Source organism: Plebeiibacterium marinum (genome assembly GCF_026013615.1).
Taxonomy (GTDB): domain Bacteria; phylum Bacteroidota; class Bacteroidia; order Bacteroidales; family Marinilabiliaceae; genus Saccharicrinis; species Saccharicrinis marinus_A.
This window is the reverse complement of the sequence record NZ_JAPDPI010000055.1, coordinates 1-13,662: the sequence shown is the minus strand read 5'-3', so window position 1 is coordinate 13,662 and position 13,662 is coordinate 1. Positions and strand designations below refer to the sequence as shown.

Below are 13,662 nucleotides of genomic sequence, written 5' to 3'. Positions count from 1 at the left end.
ACACGCTACACTTAACAAATAAATGTCTCAAAAAACGATTCCGCAGATGTTATATTGCTGCCTTATCAATATTATAAGTAATTCATTAACTTTGCCCAAAAATTTATACTTGGAAAATTCATATCATATCAGCGACTGGCTTCCTACAACACTCAAAGAAGTAAAACAAAGAGGTTGGGAAGAATTGGATGTAATTATTTTTAGTGGCGATGCTTATATCGACCACCCTTCTTTTGGCGCAGCAGTAATCGGCCGCATTATTGAAAGAGAAGGGTTGAAAGTAGCCATTGTTCCACAGCCCAACTGGCGCGATGACCTCAGGGATTTTAAAAAACTGGGAACTCCAAGATTATTTTTCGGTGTAACATCTGGCAGCATGGATTCTATGGTAAACCACTACACAGCCAATAAAAGACTTCGCTCCGATGATGCCTACACACCTAACGGAAAAGCTGGCTTCAGGCCAGACTATGCCACCGAAACATATTGTAAAATATTAAAGGAGCTTTTCCCTGAAACACCTGTGGTTGTTGGGGGGATTGAAGCTTCGCTAAGAAGGGTAACACATTATGACTACTGGCAAAACACGCTTAAACCAGGTATATTAGCCTCTTCCCTTGCAGATTTATTGGTTTATGGCATGGGCGAAAAGCCTTTAAAAGAACTTTTAAGACTATTAACCAAAGGAGTTCCCTTCAACACGATAAAAACCATCCCGCAAACGGCATATATATGCAACAGTAAAGATTTGCAATCCAATAAAAACTGGAATGACCAAACTTTATTTTCGCACGAAGAATGCCTGAAAGATAAAATTAAATACGCCAAAAACTTCAGGCATATTGAAGAAGAATCAAACAGATGGCAAGCTGCCAGGTTGATTCAACAATACCAGGAAATGTCAATAGTAATCAACCCTCCGTACCCTCCTCTTTCCTCCAAAGAGCTGGATGCATCATTTGACCTTCCATACACCAGGCTACCCCATCCCAAATACAATAAAAAAGGAACCATCCCCGCTTTCGAAATGATAAAATTTTCGGTTAATATGCATCGCGGATGCTTTGGAGGCTGCAGCTTTTGTACCATTTCAGCACATCAGGGAAAATTTATTGCCAGCAGGTCGGAAAAATCTATTTTAAAAGAAGTAAGGCAAATTACACAAATGCCCGACTTTAAAGGCTACATTTCCGATTTGGGAGGCCCAAGCGCCAATATGTACCAAATGAAAGGCAAAGACACCAAAATTTGTGAACGGTGCGTACGCCCCTCTTGCATATTCCCCAATATATGCAACAACCTAAACACCGATCATACCCCAATGATCAATCTCTATAAGAAAATCAACAATATGCACGATATTAAAAAAGCATTTATTGGCAGTGGTGTACGGTACGATATGCTTTATAACAAAATGTCGAACGATAAGGAAAAGGAAAGCCATAAAAAATACATGGAAGAACTAATAGCCAACCACGTTTCCGGCAGGCTAAAAGTTGCACCGGAACACACTTCCGATCAGGTTCTGAAACTTATGAGAAAACCCTCATTTAGTCTTTTCCATAAATTTAAAAAGGACTTTGAAGAAATAAACAAAAAGCACAATTTGAACCAACAAATCATCCCATATTTTATATCAAGTCACCCGGGTTCAAAAATTGAGGACATGGCCAACCTGGCTGTTGAAACAAAAAGCATTGACTTTAAACTGGAACAAGTACAGGATCTTACTCCTACCCCCATGACTGTATCAACTGTCATATTTTACTCGGGAGTTCACCCATACACCCTGGAAAAACTATATACAGCAAAAACAAAACAAGAAAAATTAGACCAAAGGATTTTCTTCTTTTGGTACAAACCGGAATACAAAAAGCAAATCGAACGTCTTCTTGAACAAACCAACCAACAAGACCTTATAAATAAACTATTTACCAAGGACAAAAAACAAGTGAGTTTTACAAAAAAGAACCACTCCAAACCACAACATAAACCACATCAAAAATCATCAAAACGCAAAAAATGAAAAAAGCAATAAAGTACATAGCCATATTATCACTAATATTAACATTCAACTCATGCGCAGAACTGATACAAATAGCCAATACCTTAGAGGTAGATTCGCCACTATCTGAATCAGAAATTGCTAACGGACTAAAAGAAGCACTTAGGGTTGGTACTGATTCTGCAGCCCACCGCCTGTCATTAAAAAACGGTTACTTTTCCGATGAAGCTGTCAAGATATTATTACCGGAAGAAGCCAGCATTATAGTTGACAACGCCAGCAAAATACCCGGTGGCGAGAAATTAATCAACGATGTAATTTTAAGCATCAACAGAGCTGCAGAAGATGCTGCAAAAGAAGCAGGACCGGTATTTTTTAAAGCCATAACAGATATGACCATCTCTGATGCCATAAACATCCTGAACGGATCAGACCACGCAGCTACCGAATATTTTAAATCAAAAACTTACCAAAGCCTTTTTGATTTATACAGCCCCAAAATTCAGAAATCAACAACTAAAAAAGTCCTTGCAGGATACTCTGCCACTGACACCTGGAATACACTTACAAAAAACTACAACCAACTTGCCGGTTCCTTTGTCGGCCAACTGGCAGACCTAAAAAAAGTAGATACAGAACTAAACACCTACCTGACACAAAAGGCATTGGATGGCTTATTTTTAAAGCTGGCTGACGAAGAATTAAAGATCAGAAAAGATCCGGCAGCAAGGGTTACTGAAATATTGAAAAGAGTATTTAGCAAATAACAATGAACAATAAACAATGACAATAGTTATTAATCATTAGTTATTGGTTATTGGTTATTGGTCATTGGTTATTGATAATTGGTTATTGTTCATTGAAAAAGTCTGCCCTGCCAGGTATCACGATCCTTTAAGCGCTTCTCTACTTTTGCAACGAATTCAAAATTTTTCAATCCCCACTTTGGGGCAATCAGCAACTCCCTTGGTGATTGGCTAATAAACCGTTCAAGAACAATTTCAGGATTAAGCAACTCCAGAAAATTCACGACCAACTCAATATATTCATCTACCTCATACAACTTGATATGCGATGGATTCCTAAGATAATCTTCTCCCATAACCGAACCACGAACCAACTGCAACTGGTGTAACTTTAAATAATCCAGCGGCAGTTTTGACATCTCTCTGGCATGATTATAAATATCCTCTTCCGACTCTCCCGGCAATCCCAGAATCAAATGCGCTCCCACTTTCAAGCCGGCTTTTGAGGATTTCACTATGGCATCAACCCCTTCCTGAAAACCATGACCCCTGTTAATCCTTTTCAAAGTAGCATCATTAGTAGATTCTACACCATATTCAATGGTAACATGATAATCCTTATTAATCTCAGCAAGATACCCCAACAACTCATCATCAACACAATCAGGACGCGTACCTATAACAATCCCTATTATTTTCGGATGGTTTAAGGCCTCCTGATATCTGGCTTTTAAAACCTCCAGACTTTCGTATGTATTGCTATAGGCCTGAAAATAGGCCAGATAATGCTGTGTTTTATATTTAGGTGAAAAGAAATTAATACCAGTTTCAATCTGGTGGGTAATTGAATTGCCTTCGCCACAATACGACGGGTTAAAAGTAGAGTTATTACAAAACGTACAACCACCAACACCCTTGCTCCCATCTCTGTTTGGACAAGAAAAACCAGCATCGACCGATACTTTTTGCACCCGTTCATCAAACGATCTTTTTATATATGAACTATAATCATTAAATCTCCTGCTATGCCCCCATTCGTATTCCATGCGCTTAAACCTTTCCTTTACTACATTAAACCCTCAATTAACAATACCATCCTGCCATCATAACAAAAGGACAGGTAAACGTACACGACAGTTTCATAGTAAACCAATTAGCCCGCAAATGTAGTAAATTACATGAATCCCCTAACAAAATTTTAACCTGTAAAAATCTGCCAACACACCCAAACTAGTCATATTGTTTGCTATATTTATGTCTCTAAAACTAAAAAACAAACTTAATGATTAACGAAAAAGACCTACAATACCTTGATAAAAAAGGTATTTCACCAGAAAAAGCCCAATACCAGTTAGAACAATTTAAAAACGGCTTCCCATTTATGGACATCCAACGCCCCGCATCTGCATCAGATGGGATCATCAGGCTGGATGAAGAACAGAAGCTCATGTTTACCGACCAATACAGAAACGGAATTGAAGAAGGCATTTCCATCCTGAAATTTGTTCCGGCATCCGGTGCAGCAACCAGGATGTTTAAAGATTTATTTACATTTATCAATGCCAGCAAAGAGGAACAGGAAGAATCAAAGAAATCAGGACCCATAAACATATTCCTTAGCCACATTGAATACTTTGCCTTTTCAAAACAACTTCAATCCATCTGTAACATAGATTTTTCAAACTCGGAAGAAGTTCTTAAGAACGGAGCTTTTATTGTTGAAAAATTACTTCTTAGCGACGGCTTGAATTACGGAACATACCCCAAAGGCGTACTTCAGTTCCACTTATCAGAGGACAAGCCCACTTCGCCTATTGAAGAACACATGGTAGAAGGAGCATTATACGGACAAGACAATGAAGGTATTGTAAACTTACACTTCACCGTTTCCGAAGACCACATCAAGTTATTTGAAGAAATAGTGAATAAAAACATATCATTGTTCGAAGCTAAATTTGATGTTACATACAACATCTCCTACTCAACTCAAAAATCATACACGGATACCATTGCGGTTAATCCAGACAATAGCCCATTCAGACTTGAAGATGAACAAATCCTTTTCCGCCCTGGCGGTCACGGAGCCTTAATCGAAAACCTCAACGACCTGGATGCCGACATTATCTTTATCAAAAACATTGACAATGTGGTACCTTCCTATCGACTAAAAGACACCATACAATACAAGGAGGCATTGGCCGGGATATTATACTTTTATCAACAAAAAGTATTTGAATACCTTGAAATGCTTGACAAAGATGAAAGCAACAACGATTTAACGGATGAGATACTTGACTTTATGCAAGTTGAACTTTTTATTACTATTCCTGATAACTTATCAAACACCAAAGAAAAAGTCAACTTTATAAAAACAAAACTCAATCGCCCAATTCGCATATGCGGTATGGTCAAAAACGAAGGAGAGCCCGGAGGAGGCCCATTCTGGGGCATTGGCAAAAATGGTGAAGTTTCCTTACAGGTTGTAGAAAGCTCTCAAATTGACATGAATAACACCGCAAAGAAAAAGCTGGTTAGCGAAAGCACCCACTTCAACCCGGTAGATTTAGTTTGTGCCACTAAAAATTATAAGGGAGAGAAGTTTAATCTTCTGGAGTATGTAGACCCTAAAACCGGATTTATTTCAAACAAATCACTTAACGGAAAAGATCTTAAAGCACTCGAACTTCCCGGGCTATGGAATGGAGCGATGAGCGATTGGACTACTTTGTTTGTTGAGGTCCCTGTATCTACTTTCAACCCTGTTAAAACAGTTAATGATTTATTAAGGATACAACACCAGCCAGAAGGTGTAGAGCAGCATTAGTTTGGTAGCGGGTAGCGGGTAGCTTATAGCAGATGGCTTATAGCGAATAGCAGATGACTGATTATAATCCGAATTAAGGTTTGAAAAGATGTTTGACTCCGCTAGAGTTTGTTGAGTACAGATAAATGAAGCCTGAGGCTTCAAACATTTATAGTATGATATAGTAGCAATATATCTCGACTCCAGAGGAGTCGAACTTTGAACTCTTTATTGGTAAGTGTAGTTTATAGCGGATAGAGGATAGCCTTTAGCTTATAGCTTATAGCGGATAACAGAGCTACACATAAAGAAAATACAAAGGATCCGATCTTTATATGCACCACGCAATTAAGATCGGATCCTTAATTTTTACATAAGCTTATCATCAACCTTTTTTCCAAAGGATATTGAGTTAACAACAAGTTATCAACAATCACTTAATTATTTAGCTAAAATATTGTGAATACCTAAATTAATGGTATTTTTGTGGCTCAAAATCAAAGTGAATATATGCAAGAATACTCTCACGCAGATCAGGAAGGAACCAGAGAGGCCATTGATAAGTTTGAGGAATTGATTCACTTCAACCAGGAATCTTATTTCGATGTATTCCAAATTGAATCTATTTTCGATTACTATCATGAAAAAAGCCAAATTGAGAAGGCCGAAAAGGCTATTTGTATGGGATTAAAACAACATCCTGACTCAACTTCCTTGCAACTGAGATTAAGCACTCTTTACATTGAACAATATAAAGACGAAGAAGCACTAACAACTTTAAATTTCCTTAAAGAAGTTGAAAACAATAATTCAGAGGTTTTTCTTAACCTTGGCATTATATACACACGTGCTCATGAAATTGAAAATGCAATTTCAAACTTTGAAATTGCACTCAAGCTATGCAGCGAGGAAGACCTTGCTGATTATGTTTTTGAGATAAGCTTCAATTTAAATCAGGAATCATACTACGAACACACTAAAAACCTTGTAAACTATTACCTTAAGGTTTTTCCAAGAAATGAAAATATCCTTTTTGAACTGGCCTATGCTCATGACAAACTGGATGAGATAGATAATGGAATTGAGGTTTACAATAAACTTCTCGATATCAATCCTTATCTTGAAAATGCATGGTATAATATTGGGATTCTTTTTAATAAAAAAGAAAATTTTACCCAGGCCATTGAAGCATATGAAATAACCATTGCCATAGCGCCAAACTTGCCAGAGGCTTATTTTAACAAAGCAAACAGCCTTGCTCAAACCGGCGACTATACAGGCGCCATTAATTCATATACAGAATACTTGTCGTACTCGTTCCCTAATGCCATAACCTATTATTACATGGGCGACTGCTGGGAGAACATAGGCAATTTTTATCTTGCATCTAAATTTTACAAAGCTGCGGTAAAAATAGATCCGGAACATATGGAATCTTTACAATCACTTGGAAGGACTTCATACAAGGTTCAGGATTACGAAACCAGCATTTTTGCTTTTGACAAAGCAGTAAGCATCGACCCCAAATCTTCGGATCTTTGGAGGGCCTTAGGCAAAAGTTACAAAAAACTTAAAAAACCGGCCGAAGCAAAACGATGCCTCAAACGTGCTTTGATAAACCAGCACCAGGATACAAAAAACTGGATTGAGATGTATCAGTTTTTATCAGAAAACGAAACAGAATTTAATGAAGTTCCCTTTATTGAACTCTTGCTAAGCAAGGACCAAACCAATGGAGCTATTCATTATTTGGCAGCCATCATCTACAACCAGGCAAACAAACAAAAAGAATCTCTTAAGCATTTGGTTATTGCCCGCCAAATACTACCTGAAGATCTGGAACTTGTACTGAACAAATATCCCTCACTGGTGGCAATGCCCGAAATTGCAGAGTATATCAATACTCAACTATAACATTTGAATTACAACTGATTCTATATATTAAGATTAACACCCTGTTATTCAATTAAACAATCATGCAAAACAACAATACTAAAGACTTTATTTCAAATATTTTTAAAGGCATGGCCATGGGTGCTGCCAACGTAATACCCGGCGTATCCGGAGGCACCATTGCACTAATCACCGGCATTTTTGAAAGATTAATCAATGCCATAAAATCCTTTGACCTTACGGCTATCAACCTTCTGTTTAAAGGTAAAATAAAGGATTTATTAAAACATGTTGACTTCTGGTTTTTGGTTTCTGTATTTATGGGAGTTGGGATAGCCATTATCTCCCTGGCAAGGTTATTCAAATTCCTTTTTGAAGATTACCCGGTATACATCTGGTCATTTTTCTTTGGGTTGGTATTGGCCAGCATTTATTTTGTTGGAAAGACTGTAGAAAAATGGAATACAAGCAGCATCGTCACCTTTATTATAGGAAGTGCAATTGCAATTTCAATCAGTGTTTTAACACCAGCTTCCGAAAACAGTTCAATCATATATCTTTTTATCTGTGGAATCATTGCCATTTGTAGCATGATCATACCAGGTCTATCCGGATCGTTTGTATTGATTTTAATGGGCAATTACCAACTGGTAATGATTAATGCTGTAAGCGAACTAAACCTCAAAGTTTTGTTGCCGGTTGCTGCCGGTGCCGGAATTGGACTTATAGGTTTTTCCCATTTCCTGTCGTGGCTGCTAAAAAAATACCACAACCAAACCATTTCTATGTTAACCGGATTTGTATTGGGATCATTAGGTATTTTATGGCCATGGAAAGAAACGCTTACCAAAACCTTTGGTGAAAAGGTGAAAACGGTAGGATATGAATGGTTCTTACCAGAAACAAATTCTGAGTTTTTTATTGCATTAGTTTTTATTATATTAGGTATAGCCAGCATTTGGATTACAGAATCTTTGGGTTCAAAAAAGGCTGCATAATCATTCAATACGACCACTAATAGTCACTTATTGAACAGATAAGCATTTATTTAGGAAGTTTCTAATTTAAATTTACAATGATGAAAACATACGGACTTATTGGATATCCACTATCCAAATCTTTCTCGCAAAAATATTTCACCGAAAAATTTGAAAAAGAAAACCTGAAAGCCAGGTACCTTAATTTTCCAATTGCTTCAATTGATGAATTTCCGGAACTATTGACTCACCACCCATATATTGGTGGTTTAAATGTTACCATTCCATATAAGGAAAAAGTAATTCAGTACCTCGACGATCTTGACCCTGTTTCAAAAGAAGTAGGTGCGGTTAATGTAATAAAAGTTGACTGGACGAATCCAAAAGAACCAAAGCTTACCGGTTACAATTCTGATATTATCGGCTTTACCAGATCGATACAGCCATTGTTAAAGGATCACCACAAAAAAGCATTAATACTGGGAACCGGGGGAGCTGCCAAGGCCGCTGCCTATGGATTAAAATCATTAAATATTGAAAGCAAATATGTTTCCAGGACACCCAAAGGAGACAACCAGATCAGCTACCAATCTTTGGATAAAAATACAATAGAGGAGAATACCGTTATTGTAAACACCACTCCACTTGGGATGTATGGTAACATGGACGCCAAACCCGACATTCCTTATCAATACTGTGGCAACAATCATTTGTTTTTTGATTTGGTATACAACCCTGAGGTAACCGCTTTCCTAAAAGCAGGTCAAGAGCAGGGAGCTGTGATCAAAAACGGCCTTGAGATGCTTCACCTGCAAGCAGAAGGGGCTTGGGAAATATGGAACAAATAAAAACAAGTCCATCACTTGTTTTTATTTAATAATTTCTGCCTGGCAAAATATTAGCATCAAACATGATTGAAGAACTAGGAAAACTCCTTACTACATATTTAGCAGGTGCAATCGGCATCTGGAAAGGCATCCCCGTTGGCATTGCACTCGGCCTGAAACCTTTCTATATTGCAACTTTTACCTCCCTGGGAGCAATTTCTTCCACCCTTGCAGTCTATTTCTCCGGCGAACCATTCCGCAAGTGGCTGCTAGGAAAATATGGTGATAAAAATATTGCCAGAAAACAGAAAAAATTCTCCACCTGGCTTGAAAAATATGGTGTCGCCGGATTGGGACTATTGGCAACCGGCTTATTAGGCCCATTTATTGCGCTACTGATTGGAATGCTTTTATTGAACGACACCCGCAAGTTTATTGGTTTTCTTTTAACCGGGATTGTTATATGGAGTTTTGGAATTACTTATTTATCGGAACCCATTGTTAATCTATTGAAAGCTTTGTTTTAATTAGTGCTTGAAAACTCCTGAAATAATTATTGGAGATAGTTTCAGACTTACAGCCTGAGATTTACAGCTTGGTATTTTCAAGGGGCGATGCCCCTTGTTGTGACGTCAAAGGCTTTCAGCCTTAAATTTATCATTAATAAAGATTCTATTCTAAAGCAATAACATTCTGCTGGTATGGATTGTAGTAAAAATTATTATTAATTGGGACAATCCTTCTTCAAATTTCTTTTGTTCAATACTCTGTTTTTATTTAACAGCAAACAAAACTCTTTTTTCTTCAGACCCAACTTTTGTTGCTGATCCCCATATCCTTACTCCCTATTCCCTCAACAAGTCAAACAAACACTATTACTAACTTCTCTTTGCTTTTTATTAATAAAAACAGCCCAAACCATTACGTTCTCGTCACCATCCAAAAAAAGTTGATCTACCACACAAATACCAGAACTTCTGTTCACATACGTATCTATCCGTTCTACATAACCATTAACATTACGCAGAACAAAAACAAACAGCTCATCATTCCTTCTTTTATCTTTTACCGCACCAGCTGCATCCCAGGATATGATACCAGAATCCCCATTCCTTTCCAATACTATATTTTCAGGCAAGGGAATTTCCCCTTTAGCAATTAAGGCTGTTTTACAATCAATATACTGGTCAGGGTACTCTCCGCCGATTCCATATTTTAAATTATACGATATAGCTGCCTGATATGGAGTCCTACCTATATCACCCTCATAAAATGTGGTATTTAATTCCTCTTTAAAACTGCGCAGAAAACCATGAACCAACTTCATCTTCTGTCGTTGTTTCAATTGGGCTTCACTTTTTTTATCCCTATAACTTTCAGGTCTTGCTCTAAAACAATTTAATCCTCTCCATTTATACAAAACCAAAGGACCAGCTTTTCCTGAACCTCCATCCAAAATGTTATTGAATCGTGCCATGGTTAAATCTTTTAAAGGTTAGAAACATAAGGAGCTTTTGAAGATGCTCACGTAATAATTCAGAAACAAAAACCATACCATCTCACTTATAAGACATATCCAACTCAGACCAAACTCAGACCAAACTCACTAAACAGTGAGTTTGGTCTGAGTTTGGTCTGAAAAAAATATGAGAAAAATCTGAGTTTCTATACACACAGGCAGATAGCTGATATTGAGCTGTACTTTTCTCTTAACTTACCTAAAATTGTAATTTATTGAAAGGATTATTCGACTCTAAACCACTTACCTTTATCTTCGTAACCACATAATACCAAACGATTACAACCGATAATTTCAAAAAAAAATATTTTTTTGTATTACTAAAAGCTATAAGGTATTTAACCTACGACTATTCCATCCTCATACCCAACACCAACCAAATACAAGGCATGTCCGGGTGCCGACGTACCAGCCACTCCCCGATCCCCGGCTTCAATAATCCCTCTAAAACCTTCCAAGGTCATTTTACCCCTGCCTACTTCTAACAGGGTACCAACAATAGCCCGAACCATATTACGAAGAAAACGGTCCGCTTTTATGGTAAAAATCCACTTACCATCTTTCTGCTCCCATTTAGCATACATGATTTTACAATTGTTTGTTTTTACATCAGTATGCAATTTACTGAAGCTGGTAAAATCAATATATTCGAAGAGTATTTCTGCCGCCTTATTCATCAGGTCAAAATCCAAAGGAACATCCAGGTAATACGCCGAATCTTGCAGAAAGGGGTTTTTATTATTTACCAAGTGATATTCGTAAGTGCGACTAATAGCCGAAAAGCGACTATGGGCTTCTTCATCCACCTTTGTGAGCGAATAAACTGCAATATCTTTGGGAAGAAAGCGGTTTAGTTTATGACAGAATTGTTTTCCATCAATCTTTTTTTTATCACAATCAAAATGCGCCACAAAGTACGTGGCATGAACACCTGTATCTGTTCGACCGCATCCTACCACGTTAATCTCTTCGCGAAGCATTTTACCAATGCAATCATTCAATACTTCTTGTACTGAAATTGCATTGGGCTGTATTTGCCAGCCATGATAGTTTTTGCCATTATAAGCAAGCTCTAAGAAAAATCTTGACATATTTTTCAGTTATTGGTCGTTGGTCATTTGTCATTGGTTATATACATAACAGATCGTTAGATTTTAGATAAGAGACGAGAGACTTATTTTCAATATGCTTAAAATCAAATCTTTACCCAACTTAAGTTGATTTTATTAAATATCTCATATTCTTACACTTATAAATAATTAACGAACTATTGATACAACAGTTAATCATAAACTATTGACCACTGACTATTCTACTATTGTTCCAAACAAATCATACGCTTCAGCATCTGTAATCTCAACCTGATAAAATTCTCCTGTTTTTAAATCAGCAGAATCAACAGGAATCAACACTTCCGGATCCACTTCAGGGGAATCAAATTCAGTTCTTCCCACATAATAATCATCATCCTTCCTGTCGATGATTACCTTTATTTGGCTCCCTACTTTCTTCTGGTTTATTTCCCAGCTAATCTGTTCCTGAGCTTCCATGATAATATTGGCCCTTTCCTGTTTTACTTCATCAGGCACATCATCCCTATAGTTCTTATAAGCATGGGTATCTTCTTCATGAGAATAAGGGAATACCCCAAGGCGCTCAAAACGGGCTTCCTTAACAAACTCAAGCATTTCTTTAAAATCCTGCTCTGTTTCGCCCGGGTGACCGGTAATCATTGTAGTACGCAAATGGATTCCTGGAACCTCCTTACGCATGGTTTCTATTAACTTATAGGTGTCTGCTTTGGTTACATTACGTCGCATTAGCTTTAGCATAGGATCGCTAATATGCTGCAACGCGATGTCCATATAGTTACATACATTCGGGTGCTCGTTCATTACCTTTAGCACATCAAGAGGAAACCCTGCCGGATAAGCATAGTGCAGTCTCACCCAATCAATCCCTTCCACATCTGCTACTTTTTGGGTCAACTCCGCCAAACGCATCTCCTTATAGAGATCCAGACCATAAAAAGATAAATCCTGAGCAATCACCTGTAACTCCCTTACACCTTTCCCTGCCAAACGCCGGGCCTCATCCACCAATTCTTCCATTGGCCTCGATTTGTGTTTGCCGGTAATAATGGGGATAGCACAATAGGAACAGGTACGGTTACATCCTTCAGATATCTTAAAATAAGCATAATGGTTTGGCGTAGTAAGGCTACGCTCATTTACCAAATCAGCCCTATAGGTTTGCCCAAGGTCTTTAATAATCTGCTGCCAATCGAACTTGCCATACATGCCATCTACTTCGGGCAATTCTGTTTTGAGCTGTTGAAAATACCTTTCAGAAAGACAACCCATCACAAACAACTTTTTGATCTCACCCCTTTTTTTGGCTTCTGCAAACTCCAATATAGTTTCTATCGATTCTTCTTTGGCATCTCCAATAAAACCACATGTATTAATGATTGCAATTTCTCCTTCAGGGTTTTCAGCATCATGAGCCACTGAAAAACCCGCAGCCTGAAACTGCTTTATCAATCGTTCAGAATCAACCAGATTCTTTGAACATCCCAACGTTACAACATCAACTTTTTTCATTCCTTTTTGCTATTAGCTTTTTATACAAAACCAACACTACCCCTACCCCCTAAAGGGGCACTCTACCGCGCACAGTCTTCCCCTTTAGGGGATTCGAGGGGTGAGCGTAAGCAAAGATACCTTTTGTAAATAATAAAGGCTACCCAATTTACAGGCAGCCCAACACTTTGCTCTAAATAGAGTATCTTACTTAAATAACAGATCGTTAGATTTTAGATAAGAGATAAGAGACTTATTTGCAAGATGCTTAAAATAAGATCTTTACCTAACTTGAGTTGATTTTATTAAG

General features: G+C 37.7%; 11 protein-coding genes. 7 read left to right on the top strand and 4 right to left on the bottom strand.

What is annotated here, in order from left to right; genetic code table 11:
- Positions 1-109: 109 nt before the first annotated feature.
- Positions 110-2,026 (top strand): YgiQ family radical SAM protein, encoded by a 1,917-nt coding sequence (locus OM074_RS18800; RefSeq protein ID WP_301202133.1) that lies wholly within the window; start codon positions 110-112, stop codon positions 2,024-2,026.
- On the top strand, positions 2,023-2,772 hold the full coding sequence (locus tag OM074_RS18795) for a DUF4197 domain-containing protein (protein WP_301202132.1): 750 nt from the start codon (positions 2,023-2,025) through the stop codon (positions 2,770-2,772). Before OM074_RS18800 ends, OM074_RS18795 begins: the two co-directional genes overlap by 4 nt.
- An 89-nt stretch (positions 2,773-2,861) precedes the next feature.
- Here OM074_RS18795 and mnmL read toward each other — a convergent pair whose 3' ends face one another.
- On the bottom strand, positions 2,862-3,797 hold the full coding sequence (gene mnmL / locus OM074_RS18790; protein ID WP_301202131.1) for a tRNA modification radical SAM protein MnmL/YtqA: 936 nt from the start codon (positions 3,795-3,797) through the stop codon (positions 2,862-2,864).
- Positions 3,798-4,033: 236 nt separating this feature from the next.
- On the opposite strand from mnmL, the gene OM074_RS18785 reads away from it, so the two are divergent.
- From OM074_RS18785 to OM074_RS18765, 5 genes are all read left to right on the top strand, one after another.
- Positions 4,034-5,575 carry a DUF4301 family protein gene (locus tag OM074_RS18785; protein WP_301202130.1) on the top strand — a complete coding sequence of 514 codons (1,542 nt, stop codon included), beginning with the start codon at positions 4,034-4,036 and terminating at the stop codon, positions 5,573-5,575.
- Between the two features lie 465 nt (positions 5,576-6,040).
- Complete coding sequence (locus OM074_RS18780; RefSeq protein WP_301202129.1) at positions 6,041-7,468, top strand: tetratricopeptide repeat protein; 1,428 nt, start codon at positions 6,041-6,043, stop codon at positions 7,466-7,468.
- A 62-nt stretch (positions 7,469-7,530) separates the two neighbouring features.
- Entirely contained in the window at positions 7,531-8,445 is a 915-nt protein-coding gene (locus tag OM074_RS18775; RefSeq protein WP_301202128.1) for a DUF368 domain-containing protein, read from the top strand.
- A 77-nt stretch (positions 8,446-8,522) separates the two neighbouring features.
- The gene (locus tag OM074_RS18770; protein WP_301202127.1) at positions 8,523-9,272 is read left to right on the top strand and encodes a shikimate dehydrogenase family protein; all 750 of its coding nucleotides are present in this window, start codon (positions 8,523-8,525) and stop codon (positions 9,270-9,272) included.
- Between the two features lie 62 nt (positions 9,273-9,334).
- Complete coding sequence (locus OM074_RS18765; protein WP_301202126.1) at positions 9,335-9,778, top strand: hypothetical protein; 444 nt, start codon at positions 9,335-9,337, stop codon at positions 9,776-9,778.
- Between the two features lie 326 nt (positions 9,779-10,104).
- Here the strand turns inward: OM074_RS18765 and OM074_RS18760 are convergent, their stop codons facing one another.
- The 3 genes from OM074_RS18760 to rimO all read right to left on the bottom strand — a co-directional run bounded on the left by OM074_RS18760 (position 10,105) and on the right by rimO (position 13,373).
- Entirely contained in the window at positions 10,105-10,728 is a 624-nt protein-coding gene (locus tag OM074_RS18760) for a DUF6266 family protein (RefSeq protein ID WP_301202125.1), read from the bottom strand.
- A 380-nt stretch (positions 10,729-11,108) separates the two neighbouring features.
- Positions 11,109-11,861, bottom strand: coding sequence for a tRNA pseudouridine(38-40) synthase TruA (gene truA / locus OM074_RS18755; protein ID WP_301202124.1), 753 nt, complete (start codon positions 11,859-11,861; stop codon positions 11,109-11,111).
- Positions 11,862-12,077: 216 nt separating this feature from the next.
- Complete coding sequence (gene rimO, locus OM074_RS18750; protein WP_301202123.1) at positions 12,078-13,373, bottom strand: 30S ribosomal protein S12 methylthiotransferase RimO; 1,296 nt, start codon at positions 13,371-13,373, stop codon at positions 12,078-12,080.
- Between the last annotated feature and the right edge of the window lie 289 nt (positions 13,374-13,662).

Excerpts from the sequence above, each read along its gene's own strand:
- rimO (WP_301202123.1), bottom strand. The coding sequence starts at position 13,373 with ATGAAAAAAGTTGATGTTGTAACGTTGGGATGTTCAAAGAATCTGGTT.
- OM074_RS18795 (WP_301202132.1), top strand. The coding sequence starts at position 2,023 with ATGAAAAAAGCAATAAAGTACATAGCCATATTATCACTAATATTAACA.
- OM074_RS18785 (WP_301202130.1), top strand. The coding sequence starts at position 4,034 with ATGATTAACGAAAAAGACCTACAATACCTTGATAAAAAAGGTATTTCA.
- OM074_RS18775 (WP_301202128.1), top strand. The coding sequence starts at position 7,531 with ATGCAAAACAACAATACTAAAGACTTTATTTCAAATATTTTTAAAGGC.
- truA (WP_301202124.1), bottom strand. The coding sequence starts at position 11,861 with ATGTCAAGATTTTTCTTAGAGCTTGCTTATAATGGCAAAAACTATCAT.
- mnmL (WP_301202131.1), bottom strand. The coding sequence starts at position 3,797 with ATGGAATACGAATGGGGGCATAGCAGGAGATTTAATGATTATAGTTCA.
- OM074_RS18765 (WP_301202126.1), top strand. The coding sequence starts at position 9,335 with ATGATTGAAGAACTAGGAAAACTCCTTACTACATATTTAGCAGGTGCA.
- OM074_RS18760 (WP_301202125.1), bottom strand. The coding sequence starts at position 10,728 with ATGGCACGATTCAATAACATTTTGGATGGAGGTTCAGGAAAAGCTGGT.
- OM074_RS18770 (WP_301202127.1), top strand. The coding sequence starts at position 8,523 with ATGATGAAAACATACGGACTTATTGGATATCCACTATCCAAATCTTTC.